The sequence below is a fragment of the Streptococcus lactarius genome, from assembly GCF_016642265.1.
Classification (GTDB): Bacteria; Bacillota; Bacilli; order Lactobacillales; family Streptococcaceae; genus Streptococcus; species Streptococcus lactarius.
In genome coordinates this window covers 130,180-147,755 of the sequence record NZ_MRXX01000007.1, presented here as the reverse complement: position 1 = coordinate 147,755, position 17,576 = coordinate 130,180, and the positions used below count along the sequence as shown (strand labels likewise).

General features: G+C 44.5%; 20 protein-coding genes and 2 tRNA genes. 20 read left to right on the top strand and 2 right to left on the bottom strand.

Annotation, left to right across the window (positions count from 1 at the left end; all coding sequences use genetic code 11):
• Positions 1-118 precede the first annotated feature (118 nt).
• The 10 genes from BTU61_RS06140 (at position 119) to rsmA (ending at position 7,273) form a co-directional block, all read left to right on the top strand.
• Positions 119-1,018: a TDT family transporter gene (locus tag BTU61_RS06140; protein ID WP_200772791.1), complete on the top strand. Its 900-nt coding sequence runs from the start codon at positions 119-121 to the stop codon at positions 1,016-1,018.
• Positions 1,019-1,036: 18 nt separating this feature from the next.
• Positions 1,037-1,717, top strand: a complete 681-nt coding sequence (locus tag BTU61_RS06135; protein WP_200772790.1) for a CPBP family intramembrane glutamic endopeptidase — start codon at positions 1,037-1,039, stop codon at positions 1,715-1,717.
• Positions 1,718-1,792: 75 nt separating this feature from the next.
• Positions 1,793-2,134, top strand: a complete 342-nt coding sequence (gene rnpA / locus BTU61_RS06130) for a ribonuclease P protein component (RefSeq protein ID WP_187538623.1) — start codon at positions 1,793-1,795, stop codon at positions 2,132-2,134.
• A gap of 1 nt (position 2,135) precedes the next feature.
• On the top strand, positions 2,136-2,951 hold the full coding sequence (locus BTU61_RS06125; protein WP_187538626.1) for a YidC/Oxa1 family membrane protein insertase: 816 nt from the start codon (positions 2,136-2,138) through the stop codon (positions 2,949-2,951).
• 15 nt (positions 2,952-2,966) lie between these two features.
• Positions 2,967-3,905 (top strand): RNA-binding cell elongation regulator Jag/EloR, encoded by a 939-nt coding sequence (gene jag / locus BTU61_RS06120; protein WP_200772789.1) that lies wholly within the window; start codon positions 2,967-2,969, stop codon positions 3,903-3,905.
• Between the two features lie 77 nt (positions 3,906-3,982).
• Positions 3,983-4,612, top strand: coding sequence for a ribonuclease P (locus BTU61_RS06115; RefSeq protein ID WP_200772788.1), 630 nt, complete (start codon positions 3,983-3,985; stop codon positions 4,610-4,612).
• A gap of 147 nt (positions 4,613-4,759) precedes the next feature.
• The gene (gene rpmH, locus BTU61_RS06110) at positions 4,760-4,894 is read left to right on the top strand and encodes a 50S ribosomal protein L34 (protein ID WP_187538632.1); all 135 of its coding nucleotides are present in this window, start codon (positions 4,760-4,762) and stop codon (positions 4,892-4,894) included.
• A 124-nt stretch (positions 4,895-5,018) separates the two neighbouring features.
• Complete coding sequence (locus BTU61_RS06105; RefSeq protein ID WP_200772787.1) at positions 5,019-5,789, top strand: TatD family hydrolase; 771 nt, start codon at positions 5,019-5,021, stop codon at positions 5,787-5,789.
• Positions 5,755-6,345, top strand: coding sequence for a ribonuclease M5 (gene rnmV / locus BTU61_RS06100; protein WP_200772786.1), 591 nt, complete (start codon positions 5,755-5,757; stop codon positions 6,343-6,345). The genes BTU61_RS06105 and rnmV overlap by 35 nt, the downstream gene beginning before the upstream one ends.
• 52 nt (positions 6,346-6,397) lie before the next feature.
• A complete protein-coding gene (rsmA, locus tag BTU61_RS06095) occupies positions 6,398-7,273 on the top strand; it encodes a 16S rRNA (adenine(1518)-N(6)/adenine(1519)-N(6))-dimethyltransferase RsmA (RefSeq protein ID WP_200772785.1) in 876 nt (291 codons plus the stop codon).
• Between the two features lie 395 nt (positions 7,274-7,668).
• On the opposite strand, the gene BTU61_RS06090 is transcribed toward rsmA, so the two are convergent.
• Positions 7,669-7,757 (bottom strand) — tRNA-Ser (locus tag BTU61_RS06090).
• Positions 7,758-7,761: 4 nt separating this feature from the next.
• Positions 7,762-7,844 (bottom strand) — tRNA-Leu (locus BTU61_RS06085).
• Positions 7,845-8,054: 210 nt separating this feature from the next.
• Here BTU61_RS06085 and rsgA point away from each other — a divergent pair.
• From rsgA to fusA, 10 genes are all read left to right on the top strand, one after another.
• Positions 8,055-8,933 carry a ribosome small subunit-dependent GTPase A gene (gene rsgA, locus BTU61_RS06080; protein ID WP_200772784.1) on the top strand — a complete coding sequence of 293 codons (879 nt, stop codon included), beginning with the start codon at positions 8,055-8,057 and terminating at the stop codon, positions 8,931-8,933.
• Between the two features lie 9 nt (positions 8,934-8,942).
• Positions 8,943-9,602, top strand: a complete 660-nt coding sequence (rpe, locus tag BTU61_RS06075; RefSeq protein WP_200772783.1) for a ribulose-phosphate 3-epimerase — start codon at positions 8,943-8,945, stop codon at positions 9,600-9,602.
• Positions 9,595-10,227: a thiamine diphosphokinase gene (locus BTU61_RS06070; RefSeq protein ID WP_200772838.1), complete on the top strand. Its 633-nt coding sequence runs from the start codon at positions 9,595-9,597 to the stop codon at positions 10,225-10,227. Before rpe ends, BTU61_RS06070 begins: the two co-directional genes overlap by 8 nt.
• A 1-nt stretch (position 10,228) precedes the next feature.
• Positions 10,229-11,479 carry a DNA recombination protein RmuC gene (locus tag BTU61_RS06065; RefSeq protein ID WP_200772782.1) on the top strand — a complete coding sequence of 417 codons (1,251 nt, stop codon included), beginning with the start codon at positions 10,229-10,231 and terminating at the stop codon, positions 11,477-11,479.
• Positions 11,469-12,413 carry a 3'-5' exoribonuclease YhaM family protein gene (locus BTU61_RS06060; RefSeq protein WP_200772839.1) on the top strand — a complete coding sequence of 315 codons (945 nt, stop codon included), beginning with the start codon at positions 11,469-11,471 and terminating at the stop codon, positions 12,411-12,413. Before BTU61_RS06065 ends, BTU61_RS06060 begins: the two co-directional genes overlap by 11 nt.
• Positions 12,414-12,544: 131 nt before the next feature.
• Entirely contained in the window at positions 12,545-13,360 is an 816-nt protein-coding gene (purR, locus tag BTU61_RS06055) for a pur operon repressor (protein WP_200772781.1), read from the top strand.
• A 24-nt stretch (positions 13,361-13,384) separates the two neighbouring features.
• Positions 13,385-13,921, top strand: coding sequence for a hypothetical protein (locus BTU61_RS06050; RefSeq protein WP_187538653.1), 537 nt, complete (start codon positions 13,385-13,387; stop codon positions 13,919-13,921).
• A 202-nt stretch (positions 13,922-14,123) separates the two neighbouring features.
• Positions 14,124-14,537: a 30S ribosomal protein S12 gene (rpsL, locus tag BTU61_RS06045; protein ID WP_003003125.1), complete on the top strand. Its 414-nt coding sequence runs from the start codon at positions 14,124-14,126 to the stop codon at positions 14,535-14,537.
• 19 nt (positions 14,538-14,556) lie between these two features.
• Positions 14,557-15,027 (top strand): 30S ribosomal protein S7, encoded by a 471-nt coding sequence (gene rpsG, locus BTU61_RS06040; protein WP_003003105.1) that lies wholly within the window; start codon positions 14,557-14,559, stop codon positions 15,025-15,027.
• A 411-nt stretch (positions 15,028-15,438) separates the two neighbouring features.
• Positions 15,439-17,520 (top strand): elongation factor G, encoded by a 2,082-nt coding sequence (gene fusA, locus BTU61_RS06035; protein WP_200772780.1) that lies wholly within the window; start codon positions 15,439-15,441, stop codon positions 17,518-17,520.
• Positions 17,521-17,576 lie beyond the last annotated feature (56 nt).

Below are 17,576 nucleotides of genomic sequence, written 5' to 3'. Positions count from 1 at the left end.
GTGCGGAGGTGGGACGACGAAATCGAATTCTAACGAATGACCGATTTCTGTCCCACTCTCTTTTTTTTCCTCTTGATTTTATGTTATACTGATAGCAATAGAAATGATGGAGGTTGCAATGAAAAAGATTCCCTTGGTATTTTCGGGCTGTCTTTTGGGGTTAGTAGGTGCTGGAAATCTGACGGCAGATAGCCTACCAGCTCTTTCTCATCTCTTTAGTTTGACAGGCCTATTCTTATGGTTTTTCTTTCTAGCCTATCACCTGATTCGCTGGCAAGAAACAAAGATGGAACTGCAACAACCTGCTCTTTTATCTGGAATGGCGACCTTTCCCATGGCTGGAATGATTCTCTCTACCTATCTCTTGCGGCTTTTCCCAGCAGTTGAAGGCCTTTCTCAAGTGGTCTGGTGGTCTGCTTTTCTTCTAGATGTCTGCTTGATCCTCTATTTTACCAAGACCCATGTCATGGTCCGTCCAAGAGTCACAGCCACTCCAAGTTGGACCGTTCTCTATGTGGGGATCGCAGTGGCAGCCTTGACCTACCCAGTTGTCGGCCAGCGGCTCATTGCCTATCTTGCATTGGTGGTTGGTTTTGGCTTGACCTTCCTACTTTATCCAGTTATCTATACTGATTTAAAGAAAAATCCCCTGCCTGCTCACTTGTTGGGCCAAGAAGGGATCTATTGTGCTCCCTTTTCCCTTCTTTTAGCGGCCTTAGTGCGGGTTGGTGGAGCCAGTCTTCCTACTTGGTTCTTATGGATTATGGTGCTCGCTTCGCAAGCTTTTTATTTCTTTGTTTTGACACGTCTCCCAAGGATGGTCAAAGCAGGCTTCCAACCTGCTTTTTCAGCCTTGACCTTTCCAACTGTCATCACAGCCACTTCGCTGAAAATGACACAAGGACTCTTGCGCCAGCCCCTTTTGGATTATTTGGTAGGGGCTGAAACCCTGCTTTGTCTCGTGATATTGCTGGCTGTGTTAGGAGGTTATGTAGCCTATCTCAGGGACAAGTGTTGATTCTTCAGAAAGGAAACTATGAAATTTATCAAAAGAAAGCTATCCTTCCTCTATCCTCTTTTTCTTCTCTTGTTTTACTTTTACATCCGCCCTCAATTTCCTCCCTTAGCGCAGTACCTATCCAATGTCCTAGCAAGCGCTAATAGTTATTATTTGGCCTTGTTGATGCTAGAGGGATTCTATGCGGCTTTTGCGGGCTTTTTGGTCTATCGATTTTCCAAAAAGGTTTCTTTTAAACTCGGTAAGAAGCCTCTGCAATCATTGATAGAAGCTGTCTTTGCAGCTTGTTTGATCTACTGGCTGGATTACTTCGTCAGTGGCTTTGTCCAAGGTCGAGGAGCGGTTTGGAGTCTCTTTCCTCGTGAAATTACGCCAACTGGGCTTGTGATCCTCCTTGTCATGATGGTGGTTGTGCGCCCAGTGACAGAGGAGCTGATCTTTCGGGGCGCCTTGGTGAATGCCTATTTCAAGGGTTGGTCCCTTTACGCTGAGATTTGGCTACCTGCCCTTATCTATAGTGGCCTGCATTTTGTACACAGTCCATTTTCGCTAGGAGCCAGCATCATCTACCTTATTCCCAGCCTAATTTTTGGCCTCCTTTATTACAGGAGTACTAGCCTCTTCTATCCTATGTTGGGTCACATCTTACTTAATCTCTATTATACCCTTCCCTTTCTCCTTACGATTTTCAAAAAGTAACCGATCTCCTGAGTGAGATTGGCTTTTTTTGAAAATATGGTATAATAGAATAAATTTAAAAGAGGGAGTTGAGGTTTGAAAAAGAGCTACCGCGTCAAACGTGACCAAGATTTCAATGCTGTTTTTAAAAGTGGCCAAAATGTTGCCAACCGGAAATTCGTGGTTTACCGCTTGGACAAAGACCAACCACACTTTCGTGTTGGCCTGTCTGTGAGCAAAAAACTCGGCAACGCTGTCACCCGAAATCGGATTAAACGTTTGATACGCCATGTTTTGATCAAACACCAAGGATTCCTTACGACCGATGATTTTGTCGTCATTGCTCGTAAAGGCGTCGAAGAGCTCGACTTCCATCAAGTAGAGAAGAATCTCCTACACGTCTTGAAATTAGCGCATATCTACCAAGAAAGGGATTAATGTGAAAAAGAAACTGAAATTAACTGGATTATTAGGAGCAGCCTTGCTCTTCTTGTCAGCCTGTGGGACCTCTCAAGTGACGGCCCAGTCGACAGGTGGTTGGGAACGCTTCGTCTATTTCTTTGCGGAATCGATCCGCTTCTTCTCCATCGGGGGCAATATCGGGATCGGGATTATCGTCTTCACCTTGGTCATTCGGACTGTTCTCTTGCCACTGTTCCAATACCAAATGAATTCAACCCGCAAAATGCAGGAAATTCAACCCTTACTGAAGGAAATACAGGCTAAGTACCCAGGGAAAGATCTGGATAGCCGGGCCAAACTCTCTGAAGAAATGCGGGCCCTTTACAAAGAAAAAGGAGTCAAAACATCCTCTGCTTTCCTTCCTCTCTTGATTCAGATGCCAGTTTTGATGGCGCTGTTTCAAGCTCTGAGCCGTGTGGAATTCCTTAAAGTTGGCCACTTCCTATGGATGGACCTAGGAGCGATTGACCCGACTTACATCTTGCCTCTTCTTGCGGCCCTGTTCACATTTTTCAGCAGTTGGTTGACCAACAAAGCCATGCCAGAGCGTAATGGTAGTGCCACGACCATGATGTATGTCATGCCGGTGATGATTTTCTTCTTTGCCTTGTTCTCAGCCAGCGGGGTTGCTTTGTACTGGGTGACCTCCAATGCCTACCAAGTCGGGCAAACTTATCTCTTGAACAACCCCTTCAAGATTATTGCAGAGCGAAAAGCCAAAGAGCAAGCTTCTCGAGACATTGAAAAACAAAAACGTCGTGCCTTCAACAAAGCACAGAAAAAGAGAAAATAAGAAAGAGGTGGACATATGGTCCTATATACCGGAGCAACTGTAGAAGAAGCCATCCAACATGGCTTGAACGAATTAGATATTCCCCGTATGAAGGCGCATATTACGGTTGTAGCGCGTGAAAAGAAAGGTTTCCTTGGTTTGTTTGGCAAAAAGCCAGCCCAAGTAGAGATTGAACCGATCGCAGAAACAACGGTGGTCAAAGCCAATCAAAAAGCTGTCAAAGGTGTACCTGAAGAAATCAATGCACAAAACGAACCTGTCAAAACCGTTAGCGAAGCAACGGTAGATCTTGGCCGTGTCGTTGCAGCGATTAAAAAAGTCGAAGAAGAAGGCGAAGTCGTTTCTGAAGAGATTAAGACAGAAATCCTCAAGCACGACAAAGAAGCTGGTACGGTCCTCGAAGAACAAGGGCATGAACATATCCTTGAAAAAGTCAAAGAGCCTGCAAGCAAAGATTCAGGTTTTGCAGACCTTGGCATCGAAGTCGAAGAAAACTACAATATTGAAGAAGTTGTCGCAGATGTGACAGATTATGTTCAAAAAGTCGTCGATGAGATGGATGTCGATGCGACGATCTCAAGCGGACATAACCGCCGCACGGTCAACATGCAGATTGATACCAATGAGCCAGGGCGCGTGATTGGTTACCACGGAAAAGTCTTGAAAGCATTGCAACTCTTGGCGCAAAACTATCTTTACAACCGTTATTCCAAGAATTTCTACATCACCATTAATGTCAATGACTATGTAGAACATCGAGCTGAGGTTCTACAAAGCTATGCACAAAAGTTGGCCAGTCGCGTATTAGAAGATGGGCAAGCCCAACAGACGGATCCAATGTCCAATAGTGAACGCAAGATCATTCACCGGATTGTCTCTAAGATGGAAGGAGTCACTAGCTACTCTGAAGGAGAAGAACCAAACCGTTACGTGGTGGTAGACATCGAAGGATAATCTAGCGATTAGTTCTCATGGGGGAGAGACGGGACTGAACCGCTCTCTCTTTTTTAGTGGAATTAGAAAGGAAGCAAATGGCATTTGCAGTCATTCGAGAGTTTTTAAAACTTCAAGGGATGAAATATCAGGCACCATCAAAGGCAGGGAAATTAGCTCCAGAGATGGAGCAGTATCGTACACTGGCTCAAGCAGCTCGTAAGGAATTCACCAATTTAGTCTCAGCCTTTCAGCAGCGTCACCCCTATTTGGAGCAAGATCGGACCAGCCAGTGGATGAACCAGGCTCAAGTCTTGCGTCCTCATTTTTGGGCCTATCTAAAAGGAGAAGGAACGATGGCAGAGCCCATGTTTGCCTTGAGACTTTATGGAGACGCAGCTGATTTTGGTGTATCCTTAGAGGTGAGTTTTATCGAGCGAAAAAAAGACGAGCAGAGTCTTGGAAAACAACACAAGGTTCTCACCCTTCCTATCTCTCAGCCAGTTTACTATTTCGTCCAGAAAAATGGAGAGAGTCAAAGGATCGAGGGAACAGAGAAGAATCGTCATGATCTGCTACAAGCAGTAGCAGAAGGAGCGGTTCGTAAGGTCCTTGTCAAATACGATGTGCCTCTCGTCGAGGAGAGTTCCCTAGAGGATATCCTGGATCAGTTGCAAAAGGCGCTGATGGTGCTGGAACCCTATTATTTGGCAACCCGTCAGATGTAGAAAGGTTTTCTCCGACCTGTATTTGTAACAATTTTGCCATAGCTATTGACAAATAGAGCTGAATCCGATAGAATAGTAAAGTATGTTTAGTAACTGATCACAACTAGCCGGCTAAACGAATACAAAATCTATGAGGAGGTATTCATCGTGAAACGTACTTATCAACCAAGTAAAATCCGTCGTGCGCGCAAGCATGGTTTCCGTCACCGTATGGCAACTAAAAATGGTCGCCGCGTATTGGCAGCTCGTCGTCGTAAAGGACGCAAAGTTTTGGCTGCGTAATTCAGATAAAAAGCTAAAAACCAGTAGAAACTCGAGACTACTGGTTTTTGTTTTGCCAAAAGTGAATTTAGAGGCGCTTTCTGCTATAATAGAAAGAAGAAAAACACGGAAGAAAAGGAAGATCATGCAGATTTTTGATACCCACACCCATCTCAATGTGGAAGAATTCGCAGGAAAAGAACAAGAAGAGCTCAACTTAGCCAAGGAAATGGGTCTTGTAGCCCACAATATCGTTGGTTTTGACAAACCAACCATTGAGCGAGCTGTGGAGTTGGCAGATCAATACCCTGAACTCTATCTCACGCTTGGTTGGCATCCTACGGAGGCGGGCGATTATAGTCCTGCAGTGGAAGCCTATCTTCTTGAACGGTTGAAACATCCCAAAGTCGTTGCCCTAGGAGAAATCGGTCTGGATTACCACTGGATGACAGCACCAAAAGAGGTTCAAGAAAAGGTCTTTCGTCGCCAGATCCAATTGTCTAAGGACTTGGACTTGCCTTTCGTGGTGCATACGCGTGATGCGCTGGAAGATACTTATGCTATTATCAAGAGTGAAGGAGTGGGCCCGCGCGGTGGGATCATGCATTCTTTCTCAGGTAGTCTAGAAGATGCCAAACGCTTCATGGATCTGGGAATGCTGATCTCCTTTTCTGGAGTGGTCACTTTTAAGAAAGCTACAGATGTTCAAGAAGCTGCAGCAGGACTTCCGCTAGACAAGATCTTGGTTGAGACAGATGCCCCTTATCTGGCACCAGTTCCTAAGCGTGGCCGTGAAAATAAAACAGCCTATACCCGTTATGTGGTGGACTTTATTGCAGGGCTTCGTGGCTTAACAACAGAAGAAGTGGCTCAGGCAACCTATGAGAATGCGAGAAAGGTATTTGGCCTTGACTGAGAAAAGAAAAATACCAGAAGTGATTGTCGTGGAAGGCAAGGACGATACGGCCAATCTGAAACGCTATTATAAGGTGGATACCTATGAGACACGTGGATCGGCTATTAATCAAGATGACCTAGAGCGAATCGCCAAGCTTCAGGAACTTCGTGGAGTCATTGTTTTTACGGATCCAGACTACAATGGCGAGCGGATTCGCAAGATCATTATGCAAGAAATTCCACAGGCCAAGCATGCCTTTTTAAACCGTGGTGAGGCAGTACCCAAATCCAAGACCAAGGGGCGTTCTCTTGGAGTGGAGCATGCCAGCTTTGAAGACTTAGAAAAGGCCCTGGCTGGACTCGTGGGCTCCTATGAAGATGAGCATTTCTTTGATATTACAAAGTTTGACTTGATGCGATTGGGTCTTTTGATGGGTAAGGACAGCCGTAAACGCCGGGAATATCTTGGCGAAGCCTTGCGCATCGGCTACTGCAATGGCAAACAACTGCTCAAACGCTTGGAGTTGTTTGGGATTTGTTTGGTACAAGTTGAAGCGGCGATGGCTAGTTATTAAGACGGAAGTAGAGGGGCCCCTTTACCCCTAAACTGATTAGAAAAGAGAATACATGAGAATTGCAGATTATAGCGTGACCAAGGCAGTGCTGGAGCGTCACGGTTTTACCTTTAAAAAATCCTTCGGTCAGAACTTTCTGACCGATACCAATATCCTTCAAAAGATTGTGGACACTGCTGAGATTGATAAGCAGGTCAATGTCATCGAAATCGGCCCTGGAATTGGAGCTCTGACGGAGTTTTTGGCGGAAAATGCCGCAGAAGTCATGGCCTTTGAGATTGATGACCGCTTGGTTCCCATTTTAGCGGATACCTTGCGGGATTTTGACAATGTAACGGTTGTCAACCAAGATATCCTCAAGGTAGACCTCAATCAGTACATCGCTGAGTTTAAAAATCCAGAGCTTCCGATTAAGGTAGTGGCCAACCTTCCATACTACATCACGACTCCGATCCTTATGCACTTGATCGAATCCAAAATTCCTTTCCAAGAATTTGTAGTTATGATGCAAAAAGAGGTGGCAGATCGCATCTCAGCGGAACCAAATACCAAGGCTTATGGGTCTTTGTCCATTGCAGTTCAATACTATATGACGGCTAAGGTAGCCTTTATCGTGCCACGCACCGTCTTTGTGCCAGCGCCAAATGTTGACTCTGCCATCCTAAAGATGGTCCGTCGTGAAGAGCCAGCTGTGGCCGTCAAGGACGAAGATTTCTTCTTCTCCGTCAGCAAGGCCAGCTTTGTCCACCGCCGCAAAACCCTTTGGAACAACTTGACCAGTCGCTTTGGCAAGACCGAAGAAGTGAAGGCAAAACTGGAAGCGGGGATCCAAGCTGCAGGCCTGCAGCCATCTGTACGAGGAGAAGCCCTCAGCTTAGACGACTTTGCCCGCCTAGCTGATGGCCTTCTAGAAGCAGGAATAAAATAAAAGAAAATTTATTGGTACGTTATTTTCTTTCTCAATTCTAAATGAGATAACGAAGTTTATGTATCTTAGAATGATTGAAGGTACAAATTGAGACTTTCCGCTGTGAGAAAAGAGCCTAAATAAAAGTTTGTTTAGGCTCTCGGAATTTTTGAGAGTAAAACAGTTCGGGGAACTGTTTTAGCCTGAGCCTAAAAATTAAAAAGCGAAGGGGCTCAATACAAATTGAACAAGGTCTGCGGATTGTATCTTGATTTAGTTATAGAACTTCCTGGATTTATGAAATCGTTCACTGGATAATTTCACCTAACGTCCGTATTCACCTAAGGAAAGTCTTAAATAAGTTTTATAAGAAATAAGCCATAAGTTGTTATAACCTATGGCTTGTTTATATTGTAAGGAAAGGACGGGATTTGAACCCGCGCGTGAAAAAAATCCACTTGCCGGATTTCGAGTCCGGTGCCGTACCAAGCTGAGCCACCTTTCCGAGATGCGGAGAAAGGGATTTGAACCCTCACGCCCGAATGGGCACATGCGCCTGAAGCATGCGTGTCTGCCGTTCCACCACCTCCGCATAGTTCTATTATACACTTTTTAGGAAAAATGCCAAGGAAAAAAAGGGAGGCTCCTTCTTCCCCTTTCTCCTCTAAGATATTCCATATCAGACACGTTAGTTTGCGACTTTATCCAAAAGGATCTTTCCATTTCGTTTTTCTTACGGGCAAACCAACCTTATTTCTTATTTTTTGATATAATAAAACTATTAAGCAAAAAGGAGTACGATTTGCAAGGAACAATCGTCAAAGCCCTGGCCGGTTTCTACTATGTGGAGTCAGAGGGCTCTATCTACCAGACACGTGCTCGTGGAAATTTTAGGAAAAAAGGACAGACTCCTTATGTGGGAGATCAGGTAGAATTTTCCGCTGAAGAGAATTCAGAAGGCTACATCTTGAGCATCGCGCCTCGAAAAAATAGCCTCGTGCGTCCTCCGATCGTGAATATTGACCAAGCAGTGGTCATCATGTCGGCCAAGGAGCCTGATTTCAATGCCAACCTGCTGGATCGCTTTTTGGTCCTTTTGGAGCATAAGGGCATACATCCGATTGTCTACATCTCCAAGCTAGACTTACTAGAAGATCTAGGGGATATCTACTATTACCAAGGAATCTACCAAGCCATTGGTTATGATTTTGTCTTGTCGATTGAGGAACTCTTGCCACTGTTGACGGCAAAAACCACGGTCTTTATGGGACAGACTGGGGTAGGAAAATCCACCTTGCTCAATAAGATTGCTCCGGATCTGGAGCTTGAAACGGGTGAAATCTCAGATAGTTTAGGGCGTGGACGTCATACGACGCGTGCAGTCAGCTTTTACCATCTGAATGGTGGCAAAATCGCCGATACGCCTGGTTTTTCCTCCCTCGATTATGAAGTGGCAAGTAGCGAAGATCTCAACCAAGCCTTTCCAGAGATTGCGGATGTGAGCCACGCTTGCAAGTTTCGTACCTGTAGCCACACGCATGAACCAGCTTGTGCAGTCAAACCAGCTGTTGAAGCTAAGGAAATTGCAGCCTTTCGTTATGAGGATTACCTGCAATTTCTCAGTGAAATCGAAAACCGTCGTGAAACCTACAAAAAGGTTTCCAAAAAAATACCCAAATAGGAGACAACTATGAAAACAATGAAATTAGCACCCTCAATTTTAAGTGCAGATTATGCCAATTTTGAAAGCGAATTGAAGCGCCTTGAAGCTGCTGGAGCAGACTACGCCCATATTGATGTGATGGATGGTCATTTTGTACCCAATATTAGTTTTGGTGCCGGTGTCGTAGCCAGCATGCGTCCACACAGCAAATTGGTCTTTGATTGCCACTTGATGGTGACCAATCCAGAACACCATATTGAAGAATTTGCCCGTGCCGGTGCAGATATCATCAGCATCCACGTAGAAGCAACCCCTCATATCCACGGGGCTCTTCAAAAAATCCGTCAAGCGGGTGTAAAAGCCAGTGTTGTCATTAATCCAGGAACCCCTGTAGACAGTATCAAGCATGTCTTAAATTTGGTGGATCAAGTCTTGGTCATGACCGTTAACCCAGGTTTCGGTGGGCAAGCCTTCCTTCCTGAAACATTGGATAAGGTCCGTGAATTAGCGACCCTTCGTGAAGAAAAAGGTTTAGACTTTGATATTGAAGTCGATGGTGGCATTGATGGCCAAAGCATCTTCCAAGCAAAAGAAGCTGGAGCCAATGTCTTTGTGGCAGGTTCTTATGTCTTCAACGGAGATGTCAATGAGCGTGTGCAAACGCTCCGAGATGCTGTCAATGGGTAACATCGCAATACTGGCAGGAGGTGACTGCACGCTCTTGCCAAGAGATCGTGACGCATATGTAGGCGTTGATGGTGGCTGTTTGAAGTTACTGGGACAAGGCCTGCCTCTGGATATGGCTGTTGGAGATTTTGATTCCGTCTCTGAGACCGATTTGAACAACATCAAAGCCCAAGCCAAGCAAGTGGTGCAATCTGTTCCTGAAAAGAACGATACAGATTTGGAGTTGGCCTTAAAAGCGGTCTTTGAAGCCTATCCAGATGCTGCTGTCACCGTTTATGGTGCCTTTGGTGGTCGCTTGGATCATTTCTTGTCTAATATCTTTTTGCCGACTGATCCAGACCTAGCTCCTTATATGGAGCAGATCCAATTAGTCGATGGCCAAAATCGGCTACTTTATCGGCCGACCGGTTGCCACGAGATCCTGCCCGATCCTGCTATGTCCTATGTGGGTTTTATGCCTGTTGGAGGGGGTCACTTAGAAATCACAGGTGCCAAATACCTCTTACATCCAGAGAATTATTTTTTGAAGGCCATGTATGGCTCCAATGAATTTTTGGACCAACCGATTCAAGTGAGTCTTGATCGTGGCTATCTCGTCATTGTTTATAGTAAAGACAGAGGTTAATATGAATATCATGCCGCTTCTGATTGGCCTGCTCAATCTGGGTCTCCTCATCTATCTCTTGCAACGGTCAGATGATACAAAGCCAAATATTGGTGAGATGCTGGAAGACCACGAGGATCATTTGACAGACCAGTTGGACTACCGTTTTGAAAAAGAAAGACAAGCAAGCCAGATTGCCAATCAGCAGTTAGAGATCGCCTTGACAGATCGCTTGACAGAGATGCGAGTAGAGATCCACCAGCAGACGACGGCTTTGCGCGCTGAGATGAATGAGCACTTTACCAAAAATCGAGATAAGACGGATGAGCGCATGCGCCAAATCCAAGAGTCCAATGAAGTGCGCCTAGAGCAGATGCGCCAAACAGTGGAAGAAAAATTGGAGAAAACCTTGCAACACCGCTTGCAGACTTCCTTTGAGACCGTTTCAAAACAATTGGAGTCGGTCAATAAAGGCTTGGGAGAAATGCAGACGGTAGCTCGGGATGTTGGGACCCTTAATAAAGTTCTCTCCAACACCAAGACCCGTGGGATTATGGGCGAATTGCAGTTGGGACAGATCATTGAAGATATCTTGACCCCAGCCCAGTATGAGCGAGAGTTTGTTACCGTTCCCCAATCCAGTGAGCGCGTGGAGTATGCCATTAAGCTTCCAGGACAAGGAGAGGAGCCAGTCTATCTGCCGATTGACTCTAAGTTTCCTCTCGAAGACTATTACCGTCTGGAAGAGGCTTATGAATCTGGCGATAAAGAAGAGATCGAGCGTTACCGCAAAGCCCTTTTGAACAGACTCCAACGCTTTGCAAAAGACATCCAGCAAAAATATCTCTTCCCACCTGCAACGACCAATTTCGGGATTCTCTTTTTACCAACAGAAGGCCTCTATTCAGAGGTAGTTCGAAATCCAGCATTTTTCGATCGCTTGCGTCGGGAAGAACAAATTTTAGTGGCTGGACCAAGCACGCTGTCAGCCCTTTTGAATTCCTTATCTGTTGGCTTTAAAACGCTCAACATCCAAAAGAGTGCAGATGACATTAGCAAGGTGTTGGGATCGGTCAAATCAGAATTCCATAAGTTTGGAGGGATTCTAGCCAAGACTCAGCGCCATTTAAAGAATGCTTCTAATAACATTGATGATTTACTAACCAGACGGACCAATGCGATCGAGCGGACGCTCCGCCAAATCGAAAGCAACGAGGACCTGCTAGGACTAGATGAAGAGACAACAGAGGGAGACGAGGATGATCAAAATTAGCCAAATGAAAAAAGATGAACTGTTTGAAGGATTCTATTTGATCAAGACAGCAGAGGTGCGCCAGACCCGTGCAGGGAAGAACTACTTAGCCTTTGTATTCCAAGATGAGACTGGAACCATTGAAGGCAAGCTATGGGATGCCCAACCTCATAATGTAGAGAGCTTCACAGCGGGACGCGTCGTCCATATGACTGGCCGCCGAGAAGTTTACAACAATACCCCGCAGGTTAATCAATTAACCATGCGCTTGCCCCAAGCAGGAGAACCAAGTAATCCAGCTGACTTCAAGGAAAAACCGCCTGTAGATCCCAAGGAACTACAAGATTATCTTTCAAATGTCCTTTTCAAAATTGAAAATCCAGTCTGGCAACGAGTTGTTCGGGCCCTCTATAGCAAATACGACAAGGAGTTCTATAGCTATCCAGCCGCAAAAACCAATCACCATGCCTTTGAAGCAGGCCTCGCTTATCACACAGCGACCATGGTTCGCTTGGCAGATCGCATTGGCGACATCTACCCGCAGTTAAATAAGAGTCTGCTCTTTGCGGGAATTATGTTGCATGACTTAGCAAAAGTACTGGAACTTAGTGGCCCTGAAAACACCGAATACACCGTTCGAGGCAACCTCATTGGCCATATTGCTTTGATCGACGAAGAAATTACCAAAGTCCTTCAAGAATTAAAAATCGATGATCAAAAAGAAGAAGTCATTGTTCTTCGCCATGTGGTCTTGAGCCACCATGGTTTGCTAGAATATGGAAGCCCTGTTCGTCCCAAGATCATGGAAGCAGAGATTATTCACATGATTGACAATCTAGATGCGGAAATGATGATGATGACAACTGCTCTCGGCTTAGTCGGTCCTGGTGAGATGACTAATAAAATCTTCGCTATGGAAAACAGATCCTTCTATAAACCGAATCTCGATCAGTAAAGACAGCGATTTCTACGGGGAATCGAGGATCAAAAAGAAAAAAATCACGAAAAAACGACCTTCTTCCAATCAGAATGTTCGTTTTTTTCTGTTCTTATGGTATAATGATAAAAAAACTACATGGTGAAAATATGAAATTAAGAAGAAGTGAACGGATGGTTGTGATTTCAAATTACCTGATCAATCATCCTTATGAATTGACCAGTCTCAATACCTTTGCGGAAAAGTATGAGTCTGCTAAATCCTCTATTTCAGAAGATATCGTGATCATCAAGCGTGCTTTTGAAGAGATGGAAATCGGCCATATTGAGACGATCACAGGAGCAGGCGGAGGCGTCGTCTTTACACCCTCCATCTCAGATGAGGAATCCAAAGAAATCGTTGAGGAACTTTGCCAACAATTATCAGAAAGCAACCGGATTCTTCCAGGGGGCTATATTTACTTATCTGATTTGTTAAGCAATCCGAAAATTTTAAACAGCATCGGACGCATCATTGCCAAAGCTTTCCGCAATAAAAAGATCGATGCCGTTATGACCGTTGCTACCAAGGGCGTCCCTTTGGCCAATGCCGTAGCCAACGTTTTGAATGTACCATTTGTCATTGTTCGCCGTGATTTAAAAATCACAGAAGGTTCAACCGTCAGTGTCAATTATGTTTCCGGCTCCAGCGGGGATCGTATCGAAAAAATGTTCCTATCAAAACGTAGCCTCAAAGCAGGAAGCCGCGTCTTGATTGTCGATGACTTCCTCAAAGGTGGTGGAACCATCAACGGAATGGTCAGTCTCTTATCTGAGTTTGATTCCGAATTGGCAGGAGTGGCTGTCTTTGCGGACAATGCCTCGACTGAGCGCGAATTTTTTGAACACAAATCCTTGCTCCGCGTGACAAATATCGATGTCAAAGAAAATAAATTAAATGTCGAAGTAGGAAATATCTTTGATTAAGAGGCGAGAAAGGAGAAGCAAAAAGTGAAAAGAATCTTAGACCGATTTGATAACAGTCCTTTATGGATCCGTTTGCTGACTGTTTTGGCCCTGACCTTTATTTTGGTGGCAGGTATGTATACGGTGAAAAAGAATACAGCTGCTCAAGTAACAACAGAAATCCAGCCTGCTAAAAAAACAGGTTCTCTTCCCGTTAAAAAAGAAACAAAAGAAGAGAAAGAGAAAAAGGAAGAAAAGAAAAATACAGAAGCTGCAGAAAAAGCAGTTGTGCAAATGGAGACTAATCCTAGTCAAGACACTGTGAACGCGGCTCAAACTGCCGTCAAAAAAGTAAAGGATGAGACTCAAAAACAATCGCTCACAGCCCGTATCCAATACATTGCCAATTATTATGGTTTGACCTATGAAGGGGATGCTACAGCGACCCAACAAAATCAAACGGGTGCCAATGCCAATGCAAATGGTGGGGCGGGTGTTGCAACAGTCCCTGCTCAGCAGCAACAGTCAACTCCAGCAGTAGATGGAGGAGCTCAAGCGCCGGCTGAAACAGCTCAACAATAGAGTTTTTGAAGTTGGGGAAAATATAAAAAAAGATCTTGCAATCAAAGTGCCGTCGTGTTATAATAATAGACGGTACTTTTTACTTTTGGTCTCTCAAGAGTGTACAGGGACGTGCTGACAAATGTTGCAAAAGTACACACGGATGGTAGCTGTCACCAAGTGTACCATCACCAAAAATAAAAAATTTCACAGGAGAATGTAGATGCCTACAATTAACCAATTGGTTCGCAAACCGCGTAAATCAAAAGTAGAAAAATCTAAATCACCAGCTTTGAACGTTGGTTACAACAGTCATAAAAAAGTTCAAACAAACGTTTCTTCACCACAAAAACGTGGTGTTGCAACTCGTGTTGGAACAATGACACCCAAGAAACCTAACTCAGCCCTTCGTAAATTCGCTCGTGTACGTTTGAGCAACTTGATCGAAGTGACTGCTTATATCCCAGGTATCGGACACAACTTGCAAGAACACAGCGTGGTTCTTCTTCGTGGTGGACGTGTAAAAGACCTTCCAGGGGTACGTTACCATATCGTCCGTGGAGCACTTGATACTGCAGGTGTAAACGATCGTAAACAAGGCCGTTCTAAATACGGTACTAAAAAACCAAAAGCATAAGGAAAGGGGATAAAGAGAAATGAGTCGTAAAAACCGTGCGCCTAAACGCGATGTATTGCCAGATCCGCTTTACAATTCACAATTAGTTACTCGTCTTATCAACCGCGTTATGCTTGATGGTAAACGTGGTACAGCTGCTTCAATCGTTTACGGAGCTTTCGAACAAATCAAAGAAGCTACTGGAAACGATGCTCTTGAAGTATTCGAAACAGCTATGGAAAACATCATGCCTGTACTTGAAGTACGTGCACGCCGTGTCGGTGGATCTAACTACCAAGTCCCAGTTGAAGTTCGTCCAGAACGTCGTACAACACTTGGACTTCGTTGGTTGGTAACAATCGCTCGTCAACGTGGTGAACACACTATGGTGGATCGCCTTGCAAAAGAAATCTTGGATGCAGCAAACAACACTGGTGCAGCCGTTAAGAAACGTGAAGACACTCACCGTATGGCAGAAGCCAACCGTGCCTTCGCACACTTCCGTTGGTAAAATCATGATGCTAGGAACGGCAAGGATGCAAAGTGAAAATAGGAAACTGACGCAGTATTCGACGAATACAAGGAAGTTTATCTTTTTCACACAGCATCCCGTTCCGGCTCAAATCGGCTAATTAACTTTAGCCCGAGTCCAATTATGATACCAAGAGCGGCAAAGGCCCAAAGCAAAAATAGGAAACTGATGCAGTGTTCCGTGAACACAAAGCAGTTTATCTTTTTTGCACCGGGCCTCGTTCGGGTTCAAGTTAGCTAAACATATAGTTTCAGCTTCAATTCAACTCATCTACAAGTTGAAACCAACAAATCAAGAAACCAATGAGAACGGGTGGGTCCTGCCTATCCGTTTTTATTGAAATCGTGTTATAATAGAATAGAAATAAAAAATATAGGAGAAACAAACCTCATGGCACGCGAATTTTCACTTGAAAAAACTCGTAATATCGGTATCATGGCTCACGTCGATGCTGGTAAAACAACTACAACTGAGCGTATCCTTTACTACACTGGTAAGATTCACAAAATCGGTGAAACTCACGAAGGTGCGTCACAAATGGACTGGATGGAGCAAGAACAAGAACGTGGGATCACGATCACATCTGCTGCAACAACAGCTCAATGGAAAGACACTCGTGTAAACATCATCGACACACCAGGACACGTGGACTTCACGATCGAAGTACAACGTTCTCTTCGTGTATTGGACGGTGCGGTTACCGTTCTCGACTCTCAATCAGGTGTAGAACCTCAAACAGAAACAGTTTGGCGTCAAGCAACTGAATACAGAGTTCCACGTATCGTATTTGCCAACAAGATGGATAAAATCGGTGCTGACTTCCTTTACTCAGTAAGCACACTTCATGACCGTCTTCAAGCAAACGCTCACCCAATTCAATTGCCAATCGGTGCTGAAGATGACTTCCGTGGAATCATCGACTTGATCAAGATGAAAGCTGAAATCTATACCAACGACCTTGGTACAGATATCCTTGAAGAAGATATTCCTGCTGAATACCTTGAACAAGCGCAAGAATACCGTGAAAAATTGGTTGAAGCAGTTGCTGAAACTGATGAAGATTTGATGATGAAATACCTTGAAGGTGAAGAAATCACAAATGAAGAATTGAAAGCTGGTATCCGTAAAGCGACGATCAATGTTGAATTCTTCCCAGTATTGTGTGGTTCTGCCTTCAAGAACAAAGGGGTTCAATTGATGTTGGATGCAGTCCTTGACTACCTTCCAAGCCCACTTGATATCCCTGCAATCAAGGGTGTAAACCCAGATACAGAAGAAGAAGAAGAACGTCCAGCATCTGATGAAGAGCCATTTGCAGCGCTTGCCTTCAAGATCATGACGGACCCATTCGTAGGTCGTTTGACCTTCTTCCGTGTTTACTCAGGTGTCTTGAACTCAGGTTCATACGTCTTGAACACTTCTAAAGGTAAACGTGAACGTATCGGACGTATCCTTCAAATGCACGCCAACACTCGTAAAGAAATCGAAACAGTTTACTCTGGAGATATCGCTGCTGCCGTTGGTTTGAAAGATACAACAACTGGTGACTCATTGACAGATGAAAAAGCTAAAATCATCCTTGAATCAATCGAAGTTCCAGAACCAGTTATCCAATTGATGGTTGAACCTAAATCTAAAGCTGACCAAGATAAGATGGCGATTGCCCTTCAAAAATTGGCTGAAGAAGATCCAACTTTCCGTGTTGAAACAAACCCAGAAACTGGTGAAACAGTTATCTCTGGTATGGGTGAGTTGCACTTGGATGTCCTTGTTGACCGTATGAAACGTGAATTCAAGGTTGAAGCAAACGTTGGTGCTCCTCAAGTATCTTACCGTGAAACATTCCGCGCTTCTACACAAGCACGTGGATTCTTCAAACGTCAATCTGGTGGTAAAGGTCAGTTTGGTGATGTTTGGATTGAATTTACTCCAAACGAAGAAGGTAAAGGATTCGAGTTCGAAAATGCGATCGTCGGTGGTGTGGTTCCACGTGAATTCATCCCTGCAGTAGAAAAAGGACTTCAAGAATCTATGGCAAATGGTGTTCTTGCTGGTTACCCAATGGTTGACGTGAAAGCGAAGCTTTACGATGGTTCATACCACGATGTCGACTCATCTGAAACAGCCTTCAAGATCGCTGCATCTCTTGCACTTAAAGAAGCTGCTAAGACTGCACAACCAGCTATCCTTGAACCAATGATGCTTGTAACCATCACAGTTCCTGAAGAAAACCTTGGGGATGTTATGGGTCACGTAACTGCTCGTCGTGGACGTGTAGATGGTATGGAAGCACATGGTAACAGCCAAATAGTTCGTGCTTATGTACCACTTGCTGAAATGTTCGGTTACGCTACTGTTCTTCGTTCTGCAACTCAAGGACGTGGTACCTTCATGATGGTATTCGACCACTACGAAGATGTACCAAAATCAGTACAAGAAGAAATCATTAAAAAAGCGAAAGGTGAAGCTTAATTCACTCACCTACAGAAGAGGCTAGGACTTTTGTCCCAGCCTCTTCTTGTTTTTGG